Annotated in this window: 16 protein-coding genes; 13 read left to right on the top strand and 3 right to left on the bottom strand. The window is 70.6% G+C overall.

Annotated features, from left to right (window positions below):
• Nucleotides 1-146 precede the first annotated feature (146 nt).
• Nucleotides 147-1,241: a glycosyltransferase gene (locus ACFYRX_RS36395; RefSeq protein WP_389109471.1), complete on the bottom strand. Its 1,095-nt coding sequence runs from the start codon at nt 1,239-1,241 to the stop codon at nt 147-149.
• A gap of 152 nt (nt 1,242-1,393) precedes the next feature.
• Between ACFYRX_RS36395 and ACFYRX_RS36400 the strand changes: the two genes are divergently transcribed.
• Nucleotides 1,394-2,890: a glycosyltransferase family 39 protein gene (locus ACFYRX_RS36400; protein ID WP_389109473.1), complete on the top strand. Its 1,497-nt coding sequence runs from the start codon at nt 1,394-1,396 to the stop codon at nt 2,888-2,890.
• A 67-nt stretch (nt 2,891-2,957) separates the two neighbouring features.
• Here ACFYRX_RS36400 and ACFYRX_RS36405 read toward each other — a convergent pair whose 3' ends face one another.
• On the bottom strand, nt 2,958-3,761 hold the full coding sequence (locus ACFYRX_RS36405; RefSeq protein ID WP_389109476.1) for a hypothetical protein: 804 nt from the start codon (nt 3,759-3,761) through the stop codon (nt 2,958-2,960).
• 320 nt (nt 3,762-4,081) lie between these two features.
• A complete protein-coding gene (locus tag ACFYRX_RS36410; RefSeq protein ID WP_389109478.1) occupies nt 4,082-4,666 on the bottom strand; it encodes a TerD family protein in 585 nt (194 codons plus the stop codon).
• Nucleotides 4,667-4,905: 239 nt separating this feature from the next.
• Between ACFYRX_RS36410 and ACFYRX_RS36415 the strand changes: the two genes are divergently transcribed.
• The 12 genes from ACFYRX_RS36415 to obgE all read left to right on the top strand — a co-directional run bounded on the left by ACFYRX_RS36415 (nt 4,906) and on the right by obgE (nt 19,652).
• Nucleotides 4,906-5,259, top strand: a complete 354-nt coding sequence (locus ACFYRX_RS36415; RefSeq protein ID WP_389109480.1) for a GNAT family N-acetyltransferase — start codon at nt 4,906-4,908, stop codon at nt 5,257-5,259.
• Nucleotides 5,260-5,274: 15 nt separating this feature from the next.
• Entirely contained in the window at nt 5,275-6,468 is a 1,194-nt protein-coding gene (locus tag ACFYRX_RS36420) for a hypothetical protein (RefSeq protein ID WP_389109483.1), read from the top strand.
• Nucleotides 6,469-6,516: 48 nt separating this feature from the next.
• Nucleotides 6,517-7,281 carry a TIGR03936 family radical SAM-associated protein gene (locus tag ACFYRX_RS36425; protein WP_389109485.1) on the top strand — a complete coding sequence of 255 codons (765 nt, stop codon included), beginning with the start codon at nt 6,517-6,519 and terminating at the stop codon, nt 7,279-7,281.
• A gap of 263 nt (nt 7,282-7,544) precedes the next feature.
• Nucleotides 7,545-11,552 (top strand): Rne/Rng family ribonuclease, encoded by a 4,008-nt coding sequence (locus ACFYRX_RS36430; RefSeq protein WP_389109488.1) that lies wholly within the window; start codon nt 7,545-7,547, stop codon nt 11,550-11,552.
• Between the two features lie 211 nt (nt 11,553-11,763).
• Nucleotides 11,764-12,831: a glucose-1-phosphate thymidylyltransferase gene (locus ACFYRX_RS36435; RefSeq protein ID WP_389109491.1), complete on the top strand. Its 1,068-nt coding sequence runs from the start codon at nt 11,764-11,766 to the stop codon at nt 12,829-12,831.
• Nucleotides 12,828-13,814 (top strand): dTDP-glucose 4,6-dehydratase, encoded by a 987-nt coding sequence (rfbB, locus tag ACFYRX_RS36440; RefSeq protein WP_389109493.1) that lies wholly within the window; start codon nt 12,828-12,830, stop codon nt 13,812-13,814. The genes ACFYRX_RS36435 and rfbB overlap by 4 nt, the downstream gene beginning before the upstream one ends.
• Nucleotides 13,811-14,707 carry a dTDP-4-dehydrorhamnose reductase gene (rfbD, locus tag ACFYRX_RS36445; protein ID WP_389109496.1) on the top strand — a complete coding sequence of 299 codons (897 nt, stop codon included), beginning with the start codon at nt 13,811-13,813 and terminating at the stop codon, nt 14,705-14,707. Before rfbB ends, rfbD begins: the two co-directional genes overlap by 4 nt.
• Nucleotides 14,704-16,701, top strand: a complete 1,998-nt coding sequence (locus tag ACFYRX_RS36450) for a glycosyltransferase family 2 protein (protein ID WP_389109499.1) — start codon at nt 14,704-14,706, stop codon at nt 16,699-16,701. The genes rfbD and ACFYRX_RS36450 overlap by 4 nt, the downstream gene beginning before the upstream one ends.
• A gap of 10 nt (nt 16,702-16,711) precedes the next feature.
• Nucleotides 16,712-17,314, top strand: coding sequence for a dTDP-4-dehydrorhamnose 3,5-epimerase (gene rfbC, locus ACFYRX_RS36455; protein ID WP_389109503.1), 603 nt, complete (start codon nt 16,712-16,714; stop codon nt 17,312-17,314).
• Nucleotides 17,315-17,521: 207 nt separating this feature from the next.
• Entirely contained in the window at nt 17,522-17,842 is a 321-nt protein-coding gene (gene rplU / locus ACFYRX_RS36460; RefSeq protein ID WP_030601628.1) for a 50S ribosomal protein L21, read from the top strand.
• A 14-nt stretch (nt 17,843-17,856) separates the two neighbouring features.
• On the top strand, nt 17,857-18,111 hold the full coding sequence (gene rpmA / locus ACFYRX_RS36465; RefSeq protein ID WP_031130899.1) for a 50S ribosomal protein L27: 255 nt from the start codon (nt 17,857-17,859) through the stop codon (nt 18,109-18,111).
• Between the two features lie 104 nt (nt 18,112-18,215).
• The gene (obgE, locus tag ACFYRX_RS36470) at nt 18,216-19,652 is read left to right on the top strand and encodes a GTPase ObgE (RefSeq protein ID WP_389109505.1); all 1,437 of its coding nucleotides are present in this window, start codon (nt 18,216-18,218) and stop codon (nt 19,650-19,652) included.
• Nucleotides 19,653-19,849: the final 197 nt, after the last annotated feature.

Here is a 19,849-nt window from a genome sequence, read left to right on the forward strand (position 1 = left end):
CCGGTCCCCTCGGACCAACCGGACGGAGCCGGGTCGCGGTCAGTGGCCCTGGGCGGGGACTGCCCGTCGGGCGTGGTGATGTCGAGGCCGAGCCGGCCGGCCCCGGTGCGCTGACCGTGATCCGCCGGGCTCTGTTTCACTCCGGTTCATACCGGCTCGGGGCGGGGTGCGCCGACGGCCAGCCTGGTGCGGGCGAAGTCCCGGTTGGCGGTGACCCGTTCGCGATGGGCGTCGGGCAGTTTTCCGCCGTCCAGGAGTTGCTCGCAGGCCTCCAGTGATTCTCGGTACGCGCCCATCCAGTACGCCGCCACTGCCAGCTCGTCCAGGACCTGCCAGTCGTACCAGCGCTGCTCGACGAAGAGGATGTCGTCGGGCTGCGGGATCTCCGCCGCGCGCCGTGCGAACAGATAGGCGAGCGGCCAGCGTTCTCCCCGTACGCGGCACATATGGGCGAGTTCCCCGAGCGGTTCGGCCCGGGTGGGCCGGTACTCGTGGGCGTCCAGGAAGCGGGCCATGACCTCGGGCGTACGGCGCTTCAGTGTCTGGGCCAGGCGGGCGGCGTAGAGGCGGGAGCAGAACGCCTCCTCGACGAAACCGTCCATGGCCGCGCGCCGGTCGTAGGCGGCGAGGGCCTTCGCCGGTTCGCCGGCGTCACGCCAGCTCTGGGCGAGGTAGAAGGCGTAGCGGGCGTTGTCCGGTTCCTTGGCGAGGCCGTCCTTGAGGATCGCGGCGTCGCGCAGGTACTTCTTGCGTTCGCTGCCCTGCAACCGCCCGCCGCCGCCCATGATGACCATGCGTACGCCTTCGAGCGGTGCCCGGTCGAACTCGTCCGCGCACTCCAGGTGTTCGTGCAGTACGCCGACGTACCGCCAGGAGAGCCGGGTCGACACCATCGTCGGGCGCCAGTGGACCACAGGGCCGTGGTGCACCGCGATGTCGTAGCAGTCGTGGCTCAGGTCCGGCATGGTGAAGCCGGGGTCGGTCTCCATCACGTCGTCGGCGTCGATGAACAAGAGGTAGTGCGCGCTCTCTGCCGCCCGCTCGATCGCCTCCGTGCGACTCAGGTCGAAGCCGTTCCAGGGGCTCTCGTACAGCGTTCCGGGCAGGTCGGCGAGGGTCTCGCGGATGATGTCCTGAGTCCCGTCGGTCGAGCCGGTGTCGAGGATCACCCAGGTGTCGACGAGGGAGCGTACGGAATCGAGGCAGCGCCGGATCACGTGCGCCTCGTTCTTGACGATCATATTAAGGCAGACCGTTTTCATGGCTTTTCCTTTTCTCCGGCAAAAGGGGGCGACTGGTGAATTTATCGACCCCTGGAAGGCTGTTCAAGCGGGTGCCAGTGGGTCGGGATGTATAAGTGGAGAGTTCCATCCGCCGGACCGGAGATATTCTTATGGTAATCATCGCGCAGCCCTCCTCTGCTCGCGAAGAATCCCGGCCCGCCGTCCCGGCCGAGTCCGCGTGGCGCCGCTCGATGCTGTGGCTGTGGCCGTGCACAGTCACCCTCGCCCTGGGCTGCTACGGAATGACCGACTCCCTGCTGGGGCGCGACGAACTGGTCACCTGGGACATGGTGGGCCGGGATTCAGGGCGAATCGTGGCCACGCTGGGAAACGTCGACGCCGTACACGGCACGTATTACCTGCTGATGCACGGTTGGGTGGCACTGTTCGGGGATTCCGTTGTTTCACTGCGGCTGCCGTCGGTATTGGCAGTGGCGGCAGCTGCGGCCGTCGTGGCTCTGATCGGGGAACGGCTCTTCGGATATCGGGCCGGAATTCTGGCCGGGTTCCTCTTCGCGATCTCCCCGGCGGTGAGCCGCTATGGTCAGGAGGCCCGCAGCTACGCTCTGGTGATCCTCGTGGTCGCCCTCGCCACGCTCCTGCTGCTGCGGGCGCTGGACCGGCCGCGCGGCCCCTGGCGATGGACCGGCTACGCGCTCGCACTGGTCCTGACCGGACTCCTCCACCTGATCGCGCTGTCCGTCGTACTCGCCCATGCCTGCCTGCTCGCGGCTCATGCGCGGCGGGATCACTCCCTGTGGTGGAAGGCATCCCTGGCGCTGACCGCGGTCGCCGGGTGTGTCGCCCCGCTCGCCCTGCTCGGCAGGTCCCAGGCCCGACGCCAGCTGTACTGGGTGCCGTCGCCCGACGGCTGGGCACTTCTCTCCCTCGCCCAGGGTCTCTTCGCCTCCGCCCTGTGCGGCGGAGCCCTGATCGCCCTGGCCCTGCTGGCCCGCGCGCCGAGCAGGGCCTCGCTGTTGCTGTGCGGAGCGTGGGCGGTGCTGCCTCCCGTCCTCCTCTGGACCGCCTCCCACGGCGAGATCTCCTACTTCCGTAGTGTCTACGTGCTCTTCACCCTCCCGGCCTGGGCCCTCCTCGCAGGCGCGGGGCTCGCCTCGGCCGCGCGTTCCTGGAAGGTGGCCGGGGCCCTGGTCGTGGCGCTGACCGTGCTGACGCTGCCGGACCAGCGGCAGATGCGGCAGCCGTTCGAGCACGACGTCCCGGTGCCCCTCGACTACGCGGCGGCGGCAGACGTGATCAAGCGGTTCCATCGCCCGGGGGACGCCGTCGTGTACGACCGTGCCGACACCTGGAAGCTCGACGGCGGAGTGCAGTACTACCTGCCGCGCGGTCTCGGGTTGCGCGATGTCTTCCTGGCGAAAACCCCGGCCGGGATCGACGACCTGTACGCGGTCGAGTGCTCCGTCCCGGACCGGTGCCTCAAGGGCGAGCCGCGCATCTGGCTGCTGACGCAGGGGACGGGCTTTCCCTTCGGCGCCATCGCTCCCGCGCAGGCGAGTGCTCTGCAGTGGCGGTACACGGTGTCCCGGAGCAGGTCGGTGACGGGGATGACGGTGAGTCTGCTGGAACGCAGAGTTCCGCGGTAGACGCGGCAAGGGGTGTCCGGTGGTCGTGACGACCTCGCGGGACACCCCTTGCTCCCGGTGATCCGTCTTACGGGACGGTGGTCCCGTCGTTCACGAGGTTGGGCGCCGGTTGCTTGTTGACGAGGGTCCAGTCGTTGTTGGCGCAGTTCAGGGTGCGGTTACTGGTGACCACCGCGCACTGGGTCTCGTAGACCTCCCCTGTGGTGGTCATGACGTCGATCCTCACGTCCCCTTCGGCCTGCATGCCCTGGGCGTGCTGGACGATGGAGATCCCGCAGGCGTTCTGCGGGTAGTGGGGGTGCATGGTGAGGTCGGTCCACAGGAAGGGCCCGGGGGTGTTCCCCGTGAGGTCACGAATACCCGCGTAGGACCTGTTCGGGCCACTCATGACCGGCGGGGTCAGCGCGGCCCGCAGCTCGTAGTTGTTGCTGTCCTGGGTGGCGTCGATATCGGCGCACGGGCCGATGGCACCCGTCGCCCCGGTCGCGCCCGTCGGACCGGTTGCGCCCGTTGCACCGGGGGTTCCGTCCGCTCCGGTTGCGCCCGTCGCTCCGGTCGCGCCCGTCGCACCCGTCGGACCGGTTGCCCCGGTCGCACCCTTCGCGCCTGTGGCGCCCGTCGCGCCTGTGGCGCCCTTCGGGCCGGTCGCCCCGGTCGCGCCCTTGCACTTGTCCTTGTCGTTGGTGGCGGGCGATGCCGTGGTCGTCCTCGGCTTGTGGGGGTGGCAGCCGTTGCCCCCCTGCTGGGTGGCGGCCGACTTGCCGGCCTCCACAGCGGTGGCCGCCGCCGCCGTGGGCGAGACCACGCCGGTCGTCAGGACCAGAGCGAGGGAGGCCAGCATCCCGGCCTTCTGGAATCTCGACCGGGCCACTGGACCGAGCAGAGACGATGTTTGTCGAGGACTCACAGGCATGCTCCTCTTGCAGGTGGCGGGCCGGAGACGTTCCGGGCCTCAGAGCGAGAGTGAGCCCGGTGCCCCTCGGCAACGCGCCTGTCCATGGAGAACGCGCCGTCAAGTAAGTAGGACGGTCTAATGAATCATGGAGAAAGGGTGAAGGCGTGACGGCGTCGCCGGCGCCGGCAGTGCCTACGCCCCGCTTCGTGAGGTCGTCGGCCTGCGGGAACCGGGACTGAAAGCGGTCATGAGGGGGTGAGGGGGAAGACCCCGGACGCGGCCCTCCCCCTGACTCTCTACTTGCTCACGGCGAAGCGCATCAGGGCCAGTTGGTCGCCCTGCTTGATCTTGCCTGTCACATTGATGACCTCGAGCTTCCAGGTACTGCCCACGCGGACCGCCTTGGCCACGGCGCAGCCGTTGTCCGTGGTGAGCATGCTCGGCCAGATGTCGGCGACCTGCTGCGAGCTGCCGCCGGTGGCGTCGTAGACCTTGAAGCTGATGTTGCGGGCCTTCTGGAAGGAGCTGCCCTTCTTGTAGGCGGCGGCGACGAAGACGACCGACGTGATGTGCGGCGGGAGCTTCGCGAACTCGACGGTGACCGTCTCGTCGTCGCCGTCGCCGTGACCGGTCTGGTTGTCGCCGCTGTGCAGCAGGGAGCCGTTGCCGATGGGGTCGAGCGAGTCCAGGCCCGCCAGGCGTACCGGGTCGCCGTCGTGCATGGCGATGGCGATCAGGTCGAGGTCCGTGCCGCTCTTCCGGCGGAGCTTGCCGATCACCCCGCCGCTGGCGCCCGCGGTGGGGTCCCAGGAGGCCCCTATGGACAGATGGGTCACGCCGTCCAGGTCGGCGGGGCCGTCTTCCTTCGTAAGCGTAATCATGGGGACATAGTGCACGGGGTTCGGTCGAGGTCCCATAACGGGCCCGCTATGACGGCCGGGTACTTCCGGATCACCGTCCCCGACACGTGTTCGCCGGGGGCGTGTTGGGAGGCGGAACGCCCGGGCCGGGGCGCGAGCGTCACGGTCGCCGATCGCTGCAACCGCCCTCCGATGCTCCTCGGACCCGGCCGCGGGCACATCCGGTGGGTGGCAGTTCCCGGTCCCGTCATGATCGGGCGATGCCGCAGCTGACCTCGCCCGACGTCCGGTTCGTCGAGGAGGGCCGGTACCCGGCCGTGGACATGCTGCTCGCGGAGACGGAACGGCCGCGTCGGCCGGACTGGGTGCCGATGACGAACCTCTGGTACCACCAGGACGACACCTACCTCGGCAGCCTCTCGGTACGGCACCGGCTCAGCCCGTACATGCTCCGGGCCGCCCTGCCGGTCTGCCGTCAACCGGGCATCGGCCGTGCGCTGGTCACGTGCGACACCACCAACACGGCTTCTCGTAAGGTGATCGAGGCCAATGGCGGAGAATTCGAGGACCGGCGCGGCGGAAAGCTGCGGTACTGGATCCGTACGGGGAACTGAGGCGTCTACGTCGTTATGGACCTGGAGAAGCAGCCCGCGCCGCCGGCGCGCTCGCCGGAGGGGTGCCTGACCGTCGCGATCCGCATCCCCGTACGCATCGTCGTGCTCGTACTGGTCGTACCCGTACGGGTGGCGTGGGACGCGCTCGTCGTGATCGGGCGGTTCCTGCGCGACAGCGTGCTGCGGCCGCTGTGGCGCGCGCTGGTCGTCTGGCCGTGCGCGGCCCTGTGGCGGTATGTCGTCGTGCCCCTCGCCAAGGCGATCGGGTGGCTCGGCAAAGTGCTCGTCCTCGCCCCCCTGGTGTGGCTGTACCGCTATGTGCTGATGCCGGTCGGACACGGCCTCGTCTGGACCGTGCGAGGCATCGGGGCCGGGCTGGCGTGGGCCGTGCGGGGCGTCGGGGCCGGGGCGGGGTGGCTGTACGCGCGTGTGCTCACCCCGCTCGGGCACGGGATCGTGTGGCTCCTCAAGGGCACCGGCGCGGTGCTCGCCTGGATCTTCACGCCGGTCTGGCGTGCGGTCGTGTGGTGTGCCGGGGGGCTTGCGTGGCTGGTGGGGATGATGGTGCGGGGTGTCGGTGTGGCCCTGTACTGGGTCGCCCGGATCCTGCTCGTGCTGCCCGCGGTCGCCCTGTGGCGCTGGGTCCTGACGCCGGTCTGGCGCGCGGTCGTGTGGTGTGCCGGGGGGCTTGCATGGCTGGTGGGGATGATGGTGCGGGGTGTCGGTGTGGCCCTGTACTGGGTCGCCCGGATCCTGCTCGTGCTGCCCGCCGTCGCCCTGTGGCGCTGGGTCCTCGCCCCCGTCGGACGCGTGCTCGTCGTCGTCGGCCGGGAGGTCTGGGGTGCCCTCGGGCACGCCTGGCGGATCGCCGGGTACATCTCGCTCGCCGTCGGACGGTTCCTCGGGACCCTCTTCCGGTGGATCTTCGTCGAGCCGGTGCGCTGGGTGTACCTCACTGTGCTGACCCCCGTCGGGCACATGGTCCGGGACCTGGTGCTGCGTCCCGTCGCCGAGGCCGCCCGCAGCGTGGGCCGGATCAGCCGGGCCGCGATCGCCTCCGCCCGCGAGACCGTCCGGCAGACCCGGGCCGACATCCGGCGGATGCTCTTCGGTGAGACCCGTGAGCGTGAGGCGGTGGCCCGACGGGAACCGACGGGCGCCGACACACGTACTCTTGGTAGTAGTACGACCGCACTCACGAAGGACTGAGCGACACTGGGCAAGCGACAGCCCGAAGGCCCGCCGCCCGCACCGGCGGTGCAGCGCATCCGACTGCGCTACACCAAGCGCGGCCGCCTCCGGTTCACCAGCCACCGTGACTTCCAGCGCGCCTTCGAGCGAGCACTGCGCCGAGCCGAGGTGCCCATGGCGTACTCGGCGGGGTTCACGCCGCATCCGAAGGTGTCGTACGCCAATGCCGCACCCACCGGCACGGGCAGTGAGGCGGAGTACCTGGAGATCGCGCTCACCAAGGCGCGCGACCCGGAGAAGCTCCGGCTCCTCCTCGACGAGTCGCTGCCCACCGGGCTCGATGTCATCGACGCGGTCGAGGTCCGGACCTCGGGGCTCGCCGACCGGCTCACCGCTTCCGTGTGGGAGCTCAGGCTGGACGGTGTGGACCCGGCGGAGCTCGGTCGCGCGGTCGCCGCGTTCAACGCCGCCGAGGTCGTCGAGGTCCAGCGGACGACCAAGAACGGCCTTCGAACGTTCGACGCACGCCCCGCAGTCGTGCGTCTTGAAACACACAGTGAATCTGCTGATAGGCCGAGCGACCAGCCCTGTGCGATACTGCGGCTGGTTGTTCGGCACGTGACGCCTGCCGTTCGACCCGACGACGTCCTGTCCGGTCTCCGCGCCGTGGCCGACCTGGCGCCGCCGGTCCCCGCAGCGGTGACCAGGCTGGCGCAGGGGCTGCTCGATGAAGAGACCGGCACGGTGACCGACCCGCTCGCGCCCGACCGCGAGGTAGTCGAGGCCCTTTCCACGGCCGAACCGACTGCCACCGCGAAGGCGTCGGCGTAAGGAAGGTCCCGCGAAGGACGGGCGTCGTAGCGCAGCCCATGTACTCGGGAGCCATCTGGGTCGGGCAGCGCACTGACCACAAGACTTTCGCCAGGCCGTACCCAACAGGGCGTACGGAACCGGCGAGACAGGACACTAGAGAGCTCCCGTGCGGCGCCCGCGCCCCGGACGGCGGCACCGCGCATCGCGCGAGCCGCGGACGTCACCGGCATTCCCGCCGGACCAGGTGCGGCGCCCGGGAGCCTGACGGGAGAAACGCCCGCATGCTCGAACCGACCGAACCCATCGAGGGTTCCGAACAGAACACTCCCAGCGACACCCTGCCGCCGCGTCGTCGGCGCAGGGCCGCTTCCAGGCCGGCGGGACCGCCGGTCGCCGCCGTCTCGGACGGCGATGAGATCGTCGCTCCGGCCGTAGCGGCCGCCGAGGCCGAGGACCTCGTCACGGACGAGGAGGAGAAGCTCGACGAGAACGTCGAGATCACCCAGAGCGCCGAGGCGGAGGCCGCTGCGCCTGCCGGGCGTCCGCGTCGGCGGGCCACCCGCCGGTCGTCCGCTCCCGCCGGGGCGCCCGCGGCGGCCGAGGCCGCCGAGACCGTGGTGCCGGTCGCCGCAGCACCCGAGTCCGTCGATGAGGCGCCTGCCGCCGACACTGCCGTGGAGACCGCCGCGCCGGCCGCGCGTACCCGTCGCCGCGCCACACGGCGGGTGTCCACGCCCGCCGGGGCTCCTGAAGCCGCCGAGACCGAGGTGCCGGTGACCGCCGAGGCGCCCGCCGCCCCCGAGTCCGTCGATGAGGCACCCGCCGCCGAGACCGCCGCGCCCGCGCGTACCCGTCGCCGGGCCGCTCGGCGCGCTTCCGCGCCCGCGGGTGCTCCGGAGGCCGCTGAGGTTTCCGAGACCGTTGAGCCGGTGGCCGCGGAAGTGCCCGCCGAGGCCGCCGAGACGGAGGACGAGGCTCCGCGTCGTACCCGTCGGCGTGCCACGCGCCGCGTCTCCACGCCCGCCGACGCTCCCGAGGGCGAGGCCGTCGAGGCCGCGCCGTCCGAGCCGGCCGCCGAGAGCGCCGCGCCCGTCGAAGCACCGGCGGAGGTGCCCGCCGAGGACGCCGCTCCCCGTCGTGGCCGTCGCCGGGCCGTTCGTCAGGCCGCCACCGGGTTCTCCGAGCCCGCGCGGAAGGGCGGCGTCGCCGAGAACGAGGACGAGGACGAGTCGCCGCGCCGGCCTGCCCGGCCCGCGGTTGCCGTGTTCCAGGCGCCCGTCTTCACCGAGCCGCAGTTCCAGACCCCGCAGCGGGCCGCCGCCGAGGCCGCCGCGGAGGCGGAGGTCGAGGAGAGCGAGCCCGCCGAGGCCGCCGAGCCGGTCGAGGAGATCGCCGAGGAGCAGACCGGGCCGCGCCGTCGCCGTCGTCGCCGGGGCGCCGCTGACGAGCCCGAGGTGCAGGAGGCCGTCGCCGAGACGGCCGTGGAGGAAGAAGAGGAAGCGGACGACGTCGGCGAGGACTCCGTCGAGGAGGACGAGACCGAGGAGACCGGGTCGCGTCGCCGTCGCCGTCGCGGTGGGCGTCGCCGTCGCCGGGGCGAGTCCGCCGAGGCGTCCGACGACGACTCGGAGGACTCCGACGAGCCCGCCGCCGAGCAGGGCGGTCGGTCAGCCCAGGAGGACGACGGCGCCGAGCAGGACGACGAGGACGACGAGGACGCCCGTTCCGACGAGTCGGGCGGCTCCAGCTCCAGCAGCCGTCGTCGCCGTCGCCGCAGGCGTCGGGCCGGGGACTCCTCCTCCGAGGTCGAGCCCGGTGACGGCGACCCCGAGCGGACCGTCGTCAAGGTGCGCGAGCCGCGTCCCGTGCGCGAGAAGAGCACCGAGCCGTCCGACGAGGTCCAGTCCATCAAGGGCTCGACCCGTCTGGAGGCCAAGAAGCAGCGCCGCAGGGAAGGGCGCGAGCAGGGGCGCCGACGCGTTCCGATCATCACCGAGGCCGAGTTCCTGGCCCGCCGTGAGGCCGTCGAGCGGGTGATGGTCGTCCGCCAGAGCGGCGAGCGCACACAGATCGGCGTTCTCGAGGACGGCGTGCTCGTCGAGCACTACGTCAACAAGGAGCAGTCGACCTCGTACGTCGGCAACGTCTACCTGGGCAAGGTCCAGAACGTGCTGCCGTCGATGGAGGCCGCCTTCATCGACATCGGCAAGGGCCGCAACGCCGTCCTGTACGCCGGTGAGGTCAACTTCGAGGCGCTCGGCATGGCCAACGGGCCGCGCCGGATCGAGGCGGCCCTCAAGTCCGGCCAGCCCGTGCTCGTCCAGGTCACCAAGGACCCGATCGGACACAAGGGCGCGCGTCTGACCAGCCAGGTCTCCCTCCCGGGCCGCTACCTCGTGTACGTCCCCGAGGGCTCGATGACCGGCATCAGCCGCAAGCTGCCCGACACCGAGCGCGCGCGTCTGAAGACCATCCTCAAGAAGATCGTCCCCGAGGACGCGGGCGTCATCGTGCGCACCGCCGCCGAGGGCGCGAGCGAGGACGAGCTGCGCCGCGACGTCGAGCGGCTCCAGGCGCAGTGGGAGGACATCCAGCGGAAGGCGAAGAGCGGCAACGCCCCGACGCTGCTGTACGGCGAGCCGGACATGACCGTCCGGGTCGTCCGCGACATCTTCAACGAGGACTTCACCAAGGTCGTCGTCAGCGGTGACGAGGCGTGGGACACCATCCACGGATACGTCTCGCACGTCGCGCCCGACCTGGCCGAGCGGCTGTCGAAGTGGACCTCCGAGGTCGACGTCTTCGCCACGTACCGGATCGACGAGCAGCTCGCCAAGGCGCTGGACCGCAAGGTCTGGCTGCCCAGCGGCGGTTCGCTGGTGATCGACCGGACCGAGGCGATGGTCGTCGTCGACGTCAACACCGGCAAGTTCACCGGTCAGGGCGGCAACCTCGAGGAGACGGTCACCAGGAACAACCTGGAGGCGGCCGAGGAGATCGTGCGCCAGCTCAGGCTGCGCGACCTCGGCGGCATCATCGTCATCGACTTCATCGACATGGTCCTGGAGCAGAACCGGGACCTGGTGCTGCGGCGCCTGCTGGAGTGCCTGGGCCGGGACCGGACCAAGCACCAGGTCGCCGAGGTCACCTCGCTGGGCCTGGTCCAGATGACCCGTAAGCGGGTCGGCCAGGGCCTGCTGGAGTCGTTCTCGGAGACCTGCGTCCACTGCAACGGCCGCGGTGTCATCGTGCACATGGAGACGCCGACCTCCGCCGGTGGCGGCGGCAAGCGCAAGAAGCGCGGACGCGGCGGTGACGGGCACGAGCACACGCACGAGGCCGTGGCCGCCGTGGAGGAGCTGGAGGAGACCGAGGTCGAGTCCGAGGCCGAGGTCGCCGCCGAGGTGGCCGAGCCGATCGCGTACACCCCGCCCGACTTCGCGGCCGACGAGGAGCTGTACAGCAGCGTCGCCGAGGCGGAGGCCGCGGCCACGCGTGGGCGTGGCCGTCGTAGGTCGAGCCGCCGGGCGTCGTCTCCGGCCGGTGCGCCGCGGGGCGCCGGGTCGAGGAGGTCGGGCGGCTTCGAGGCGCCGGACGTCCAGGAGAGCCCGGCTTCCGAGAGCGCGGAGAGCCTGGAGGCGCCGACCGCTCAGGCCGTGCCCGTCGAGGCGGAGGCCGTGCGTCCCGTGCAGCCGGAGACGGCTGCCGAGGCACAGGCCGAGCCGGTCGCGGCGGAAGACCCGGTCGTCGAGGCCGCTCCCGCCGTCGAGGCCGCTCCCCAGGGCCGGCCGCGTCGGCGGGCCACCCGCAGGGCGTCGGCTCCGGCCGGTTCCCCGACGGGCGCCGAGGCGGCCGTGCTGACCGTCGCCGAGACCGCCCCGGTCGTGGTGGAGGCCGCCGAGGCCCAGCCCGAGGAGGCCGCGCCGGCCGTGTCCGAAGCCGTCGCCGAGAGCGCCGCCCCGGCCCGTCCGCGTCGCCGTGCCGTCCGCAAGGCCACCGCGCCCACCGCGTCCGAGGAGACGGCCGTCGTGGTCGTGCCCACGGCGGAGGCGCCGGCCGCCGCGGAGGAGCCCGCCGAGGAGGCGGCTCCGGCCAAGAAGACGGCCCGCAAGACGGCCAAGAAGGCCACGGCGAAGAAGGCCGCGACCAAGACGACGGCTGCCAAGAAGACCGTCGCGAAGAAGACCGCCGCCAAGAAGACGACCGCGAAGAAGGCGGCGTCGAAGAAGACGGTGGCGGCCGAGCAGCAGTCGCCGCGGTCCGTCTCGACCCCGGCCGACGAGGCCTGACAGACGGTCACCGAATAGATTCGGCCATCCGAAGATCGGAATCCGCCCCCGGTTCGCCGGGGGCGGATTCCGTGATTCTGTGGGTAATGCGCCCGTCGGACAGCTGTCGCCAGAGGAGCTGTCATGTGAATGCCCGGTGAATCCCGGGCCTGTCGCCAGGGCTATGATGTGAGCCGAGATTGACGCTTAATTTAGACAAATAGGGATTCCAGTGAAGGCTCTCGTGCTCTCCGGGGGAGCGGGCACCCGCCTCCGCCCGATCACCCACACCTCCGCCAAGCAGTTGGTGCCGGTCGCCAACAAGCCGGTGCTGTTCTACGGCCTCGAGGCGATCGCCGAGGCCGGGATCACCGAGGTCGGCATCGTCGTCGGCGACACCGCGGACGAGATCCGTGAGGCGGTGGGTGACGGCTCCCAGTTCGGGATCGAGGTCACCTACATCCCGCAGGACGCTCCGCTGGGCCTCGCCCACGCCGTCCTGATCGCGCAGGAGTTCCTCGGTGACGAGGACTTCGTCATGTACCTCGGCGACAACTTCATCGTCGGTGGCATCACGGGTCTGGTGGACGAGTTCCGCGCCGAGCGGCCCGAGGCGCAGATCCTGCTGACCCGGGTTCCCAACCCCACCTCCTTCGGTGTCGCCGAACTCGACGGCAGCGGCCGGGTGGTGGGCCTGGAGGAGAAGCCGAAGGAGCCCAAGAGCGACCTGGCGCTCGTCGGCGTCTACCTGTTCACCCCGGCCATACACGAGGCGGTCCGCTCCATCGAGCCGTCCTGGCGCGGCGAGCTGGAGATCACCCACGCCATCCAGTGGCTGATCGACGAGAAGCGCGACGTGCGCTCCACGACCATCTCCGGCTACTGGAAGGACACCGGCAACGTCACCGACATGCTGGAGGTCAACCGGTCCGTCCTGGAGACCGTCGATCCGGTGAACGAGGGCACGGTCGACGAGACCAGCGAGATCATCGGCCGGGTCCGCATCGAGGCCGGCGCCAGCGTCAGCGGCAGCCGTATCGTCGGGCCCGCCATCATCGGTGCCGGCACGGTCGTCAACGACGCCTACATCGGCCCGTTCACGTCCGTCTCCGAGAACTGCCGGATCGAGGACAGCGAAATCGAGTACTCCATCGTGCTGCGCGGCTCGTCCGTGACCGGCGTGCGCCGCGTGGAGGCCTCACTCATCGGACGTGACGTCGAGGTCACGCCCGCGCCCCGCAACCCCAAGGCACACCGGCTCGTGCTCGGTGATCACAGCAAGGTGCAGATCTCTTCATGACCACTCGGATTCTGGTGACCGGCGGTGCCGGCTTCATCGGCTCGCACTACGTCCGTACCGTGCTCGGCCCCGAGGGCCCCGGTGATGTCTCGATCACCGTCCTCGACAAGCTGACCTACGCGGGCAACCCGGCCAACCTCGACGAGGTGCGCGAGCACCCGGGGTTCGCCTTCGTGCAGGGCGACATCTGCGACCCCGAGCTGGTGGGCAAGCTGATGGCCGAGCACGACCAGGTGGTGCACTTCGCCGCCGAGTCGCACGTGGACCGTTCCATCGATGGGGGCGCGGAGTTCGTGCGCACCAACGTGGTCGGCACCCACACCCTGATCGACGCGGCCCACCGCGCGGGCATCAAGACCTTCGTGCACATCTCCACCGACGAGGTCTACGGCTCGATCGACGAGGGTTCCTGGCCCGAGACGCACCCGCTCGAGCCCAACTCGCCGTATTCCTCGGCGAAGGCGTCCAGCGACCTGATCGCGCTGTCGTACCACCGCACCCACGGCCTGGACGTGCGCGTGACCCGTTGCTCCAACAACTACGGGCACCACCACTTCCCCGAGAAGGTCATCCCGCTCTTCGTGACCAACCTCCTCGACGGCAAGAAGGTCCCGCTGTACGGCGACGGCGGCAACGTCCGCGACTGGCTGCACATCGACGACCACGTCCAGGGCATCGAGCTCGTGCGCACCAAGGGCCGCGCGGGCGAGGTCTACAACATCGGCGGCGGCACCGAGCTCTCCAACAAGGAGCTCACCGGGCTGCTGCTGACGGCGTGCGGCGCCGACTGGGAGACCAGCGTCGAGTACGTCGAGGACCGCAAGGGCCACGACCGCCGCTACTCCGTCGACTGCACCAAGATCCGCGAGGAGCTCGGCTACGAGCCCCGCAAGACCTTCGAGCAGGGCCTCGCGGAGACCGTGCAGTGGTACCGCGACAACCGTGCCTGGTGGGAGCCGCTGAAGGAGCGGGCCGCGCTGTGACCGACAACCGCACCTGGCTGGTCACGGGCGCGGGCGGCATGCTGGGCCAGGACGTCCTGGCCCGGCTGTCCGAGGCGGGGGAGCGGTATGTCGCCCTCGACCGCGCCGCCCTCGACCTCACCGACGCCGACGCCGTGAGCGCGGCGCTGGACGAGCACCGGCCCGCCGTGGTCGTCAACTGCGCCGCCTGGACGGCCGTCGACGACGCCGAGACCCGTGAGGACGAGGCGCTCGCCATCAACGGCGACGGACCGCGCCACCTCGCCGAGGCCTGCGCCCGCACCGGCGCCGTCCTGCTGCACGTCTCCACGGACTACGTCTTCGCCGGCGACGCGACACAGCCGTACGCCGAGGACGCCCCCACCGCGCCCCGCAGCGCCTACGGCCGCACCAAGCTGGCCGGGGAGCAGGCGGTGCTGGCGACCGAGCGCGGGTACGTCGTGCGCACCGCCTGGCTCTACGGCGCCGGCGGCCCCAACTTCGTCCGCACGATGATCAAGCTGGAAGGCGTCAAGGACACCCTCGACGTCGTCGACGACCAGCGCGGCCAGCCCACCTGGAGCGCCGATCTCGCGGGCCTGCTGGTCGAGTTGGGCCGCGGCGCCCTGGCCGGCACCGCCCCGGCCGGCGTCTATCACGGCACCAGCTCCGGCGAGACCACCTGGCACGGCTTCACCCAGGAGATCTTCCGCCTGCTCGGCACCGACCCGGACCGGGTCCGCCCCACCACCAGCGAGGCGTTCGTGCGCCCCGCGCCCCGTCCCGCCTACAGCGTCCTCGGTCACGACCGGTTCGCCCAGGCCGGCATCGAGCCGCTGCGCGACTGGCGTACGGCTCTCACCGAGGCCTTCCCGGAGATCCACCGGGTCCATCTGAAGGAGAACACGGCGTGACGGTCAAGGTCAGCGTCGTCATCGCGGTCTACAACCCCGGCAAATACGTCGAGGACTGCATCACGGGCCTGCTCCGGCAGAGCCTGACCCCGGACGAGTTCGAGGTGTTCTTCGTCAACGACGGATCCACCGACGAGACCCCGGCACGGCTGGACCAGCTCGCCGCCGAGCACCCGCACTTCCACGTCATCCACCAGGAGTCCTCCGGCTGGTCGGGCCGCCCCCGCAACACCGGCCTCGCGGCCGCGCAGGGCGAGTACGTCATGTTCGCCGACCATGACGACTGGCTCGGCGACGAGGCCCTCGAGCGGATGTACGAGTACGGCAAGGCCAACGAGGCCGACGTCGTCGTGGGCAAGATGGCCGGTATCGGACGCCCCGTCCCGCAGGAGCTGTTCCGGGTCAACCGGCCGCGGGCCAGCGTGTCCAACGCGCCGCTGATCGACAGCCTCACCCCGCACAAGATGTTCCGCCGGGACTTCCTGAACGAGCACGAGATCCGCTTCAAGGAGGGTCGCCGCCGGCTCGAGGACCACGTCTTCGTCGTGGAGACCTATCTGCGGGCGAAGAACGTCTCCGTCCTCAGCGACTACCTGTGCTACTACCACATCACCCGTGACGACGGCTCCAACGCCGGTTTCCAGCGCTTCGACCCGGTCGGCTATTTCGGCAACCTGCGCGAGGCCCTCGACGTCGTCGAGTCGCTGACCGAGCCCGGCGCGCTGCGCGACAAGCTGTTCAGCCGCTGGCTGCGCAACGAGATGGTCGAGCGGCTGCGCGGCCAGCGGCTGCTCAAGCTCCCGGAGGACTACGCCGAGGAGCTGTACACCGAGATCCGCAAGGTGGTCACCGAGCGCTTCGGACCGGGTGTCGTGGCCCGTCTGGGCCTCACCCAGAAGGTCGTCGCGGGGCTGATCTTCGCCGACCGCTACGACGAGATCCACGACCTCGCCCAGTGGGAGGCCGGAATCAAGCCCACCGGCGAACTCACCTCGCTGGAGTGGCAGGACGGCACCCTGCACGTCGGTTTCGACGCCGAACTCCAGATCGACGACGAGCCGATGACCTTCCGCCGGGACGGCGAGCGCGAACTGCTCGCGCTGCCGCTGTCCGGGGCGGCGCTCGGCGATCTGGCCCGCCAGGGCATCAAGCTGGACGCCCCGCTCGACAAGAGCGACGTCGACCTGGTGGTCCGGCACCGCGAGGACGCCCGGCAGTTCTACCTGCCCGTCAAGAGCGAGCTGCACGAGGTGCCCGCCGGGGACGGTGTCTTCCGCCAGCGGATCTCCGCCCGCGCCGAGCTCGACCCCGAGACCGCGGCCTCCGGCGTCCCGCTCGACAAGGGCATCTGGGACCTGCACCTCAGGGTCAAGTCCTGCGGCTGGAGCAAGGAGACCCGGCTCGGCGCGGTGCGCGGCGAGGACGTCGAGGCCGGCCGCCTGGCCGCCCTCACCGGCGAGCCCAAGAGGCTCGTCCTGCCGTACTGGACCGACGGTCCCGGCAACCTCTCGCTCGACGTCGACCAGCACACGAACAAGCTGGAGGGCGAGGCGGTCGCCGTCATGCCGCCCGCCGAGGCCGCGGTCGAGGGGACCGTCGTACGGCTGCCGCTGCCGCTGCACATCGCCGCGACCGGCGGGGACTCCGTCCAGCTGCGCTTCGAGCGCAAGAACGTCGGCAAGTACCCGGCCGACGCCGTCCTGGACGGCCGTATCGCGACCGCCACGCTGCCGCTGGAACAGCTCACCGGCCTGCGCTGGGCGGTCCGTATCGGTGTGCCGTCCGCGGCCCGCGGAGAGCGCAAGTGGACCCGGCTCCCGGTCGACGTGGTGGTCGCCCCCGACGGCACCGCCAAGGTGATCGACCGGCACACCGCGTCCGACGCCAAGAAGGCCGCCGCCGCTCCCCAGAAGAAGACGGCCGCGCCGCGCCCGCTGTGGCGCCGGGCCGCCGGGTGGCTCAAGCGCGCCCTGACCAACCAGAAGAAGGGCTGAGAACCCAGCGATGCGACCCCTTTCGATCTCCGGTGCCTGGGTGTTCGAGCCGAAGGTCTTCCCCGACGGCCGCGGCAGCTTCCACGAGTGGTTCAAGGCCCCGGCCTTCGCCGAGGCGGCGGGCCACCCGCTCGACCTGGCCCAGGCCAACATGTCCGTCTCCAGCCGGGGCACGCTGCGCGGCGTCCACTTCGCCGACGTACCGCCCGGGCAGGCCAAGTACGTCAAGTGCGTGCGCGGCGCGGTCCTCGACGTGATCGTGGACATCCGGACCGGTTCGCCGACCTTCGGCCAGTGGGAGATCGTCCGCCTGGACGACCAGGACCACCACGCGGTCTACCTCTCCGAGGGACTCGGCCACGCCTTCATGGCGCTGACCGACGACGCCACCGTGGTCTACCTCTGCTCGGAGGGATACGCGCCCGAGCGCGAGCACGGCATCCACCCGCTCGACCCGGAGCTCGGCATCGAGTGGCCCGAGGGGATCACCCCGCTGCTGTCCCCCAAGGACGAGCAGGCGCCCACCCTGGCCGAGGCCCGCGAGCAGGGCCTGCTGCCCTCCTACGAGGCGTGCGTGGCCTACCGGGAGAGCCTCGGCTCCCTCGGTTCCTGACCCGTACGTTTGAAGCGAGGCGGGGCCGGTTTGACCCGTTCGGCCGTGGCCCCGTAACCTTGACCGTCGGCGTGTCCACAGTTATTGGACGCGCCTCATCCCCGTAAACCTCTTCCTCTCGGGCTTTTCCGGCCGGGAGAGGCCGCTTGTTCTGCCGGGCGGCTGGACTGCGGGGGTGCCGTCCCCGAGCGAGAGAGTGAGATCCGCGTGTACGCCATCGTGCGCAGCGGTGGTCGCCAGCACAAGGTTGCTGTCGGCGACATCGTTGAGGTTGACAAGATTTCCACTGCCAAGGTTGGCGACACGGTCGAGCTCTCGACCCTGCTCGTTGTCGACGGCGAGGCTGTGACCAGCGACCCGTGGGTGCTGGCCGGTATCAAGGTCCAGGCCGAGGTCGTGGACCACCACAAGGGCGTCAAGATCGACATCCTTCGCTACAAGAACAAGACCGGCTACCGCCGTCGTCAGGGCCACCGCCAGCAGTACACGGCGATCAAGGTCACTGAGATCCCCGCGGCTGCGAAGTAAGGGACTGAGGAGAGATGGCACACAAGAAGGGCGCATCGTCCACCCGTAACGGTCGTGACTCCAACGCCCAGCGCCTCGGCGTGAAGCGCTTCGGTGGTCAGGTCGTGAACGCGGGCGAGATCCTGGTCCGCCAGCGCGGCACCCACTTCCACCCCGGCAGTGGCGTCGGCCGTGGCGGCGACGACACGCTGTTCGCCCTCGCGGCGGGTTCGGTGCAGTTCGGCACCCACCGTGGCCGCAAGGTCGTGAACATCGTTCCGGTCGCCTGATCGGAAACTTTCGCGAGGCGGACCTCACTTCCCTCCCGGGAAGCGGGTCCGCCTTTCGCGTGTTGATCGAAGAACAGACTCGTAAGTAACTGGAGGCACATCCCATGACCACCTTCGTGGACCGCGTCGAACTGCATGTCGCCGCGGGTAACGGAGGCCACGGCTGTGCCTCCGTCCACCGGGAGAAGTTCAAGCCGCTCGGTGGACCCGACGGCGGTAACGGCGGCCGGGGCGGGGACGTCATCCTCACCGTCGACCAGTCCGTCACCACGCTGCTCGACTACCACCACTCCCCGCACCGCAAGGCCACCAGCGGCAAGCCCGGTGAGGGCGGCAACCGGTCCGGCAAGGACGGCCAGGACCTGGTCCTGCCCGTACCCGACGGCACCGTGATCATGGACAAGGCGGGCAACGTCCTCGCCGACCTGGTCGGACAGGGCACCACGTACATCGCGGCCCAGGGCGGCCGCGGCGGCCTCGGCAACGCGGCGCTGGCCTCCGCCCGCCGCAAGGCGCCCGGGTTCGCGCTGCTCGGCGTGCCGGGAGACCTCCAGGACATCGTCCTGGAGCTCAAGACCGTCGCCGACGTGGCCCTGGTCGGCTTCCCGAGCGCGGGCAAGTCCTCGCTGATCTCGGTTCTGAGCGCGGCCAAGCCGAAGATCGCCGACTACCCCTTCACGACCCTCGTGCCGAACCTGGGCGTGGTGACGGCCGGCGAGACCGTCTACACCATCGCCGACGTGCCGGGTCTCATCCCGGGCGCCAGCCAGGGCAAGGGCCTCGGCCTTGAGTTCCTGCGGCACGTCGAGCGCTGCAGCGTCCTCGTGCACGTCCTGGACACCGCCACGCTGGAGTCCGACCGCGACCCGCTCTCCGACCTCGACATGATCGAGGCGGAGCTCAGGGAGTACGGCGGCCTCGACAACCGTCCCCGTGTCGTCGTCCTGAACAAGACCGACGTACCGGACGGCAAGGACCTCGCCGAGATGGTGCGGCCGGATCTGGAGTCGCGGGGGTACCGGGTCTTCGAGGTGTCCGCCGTCGCGCACATCGGCCTGAAGGAGCTGTCCTTCGCGCTGGCCGACATGGTCGCGAAGTCGCGGGCCGCGAAGCCGACGGAGGAGGCGACCCGGATCGTCATCCGGCCCAAGGCCGTGGACGACGCGGGCTTCACCGTCACGCGCGAGGAGGACGGGCTGTTCAGGGTGCGCGGCGAGAAGCCGGAGCGCTGGGTGCGGCAGACCGACTTCAGCAACGACGAAGCCGTCGGCTACCTCGCCGACCGCCTCAACCGCCTCGGTGTGGAAGAGAAGTTGATGAAGGCGGGTGCCCGTTCGGGTGACGGCGTCGCCATCGGCCCCGAGGACAACGCGGTCGTCTTCGACTGGGAGCCGACCGTCATGGCAGGCGCAGAGATGCTCGGCCGGCGTGGCGAGGACCACCGCTTGGACGAGCCCCGTCCGGCCACCCAGCGCCGCCGGGACAAGCAGGCCGAACGGGACGAGGCCGCGCAGGAGTTCGAGGACTTCGAGCCCTTCTAGGTCTGTTCCTGGCGAAGAGGATGGCGCACGGGGCTCGCCGCCGAGGGGCGGCGGGGCCGTAGCGCTGTCCGCCCCCTGTTGTACGGCTCGGTGAGCGCGCCGAGGGTCGCGGCCGGGCAGGTGGTCGGCCGGAACAGCGCGGTTCCGAGGCGGTGACCGGTTCGGCAGTGCGCCGGCCTTGAGGGGACGGGTGCACG

The organism is Streptomyces sp. NPDC005374, assembly GCF_042872225.1.
Lineage (GTDB): Bacteria > Actinomycetota > Actinomycetes > Streptomycetales > Streptomycetaceae > Streptomyces.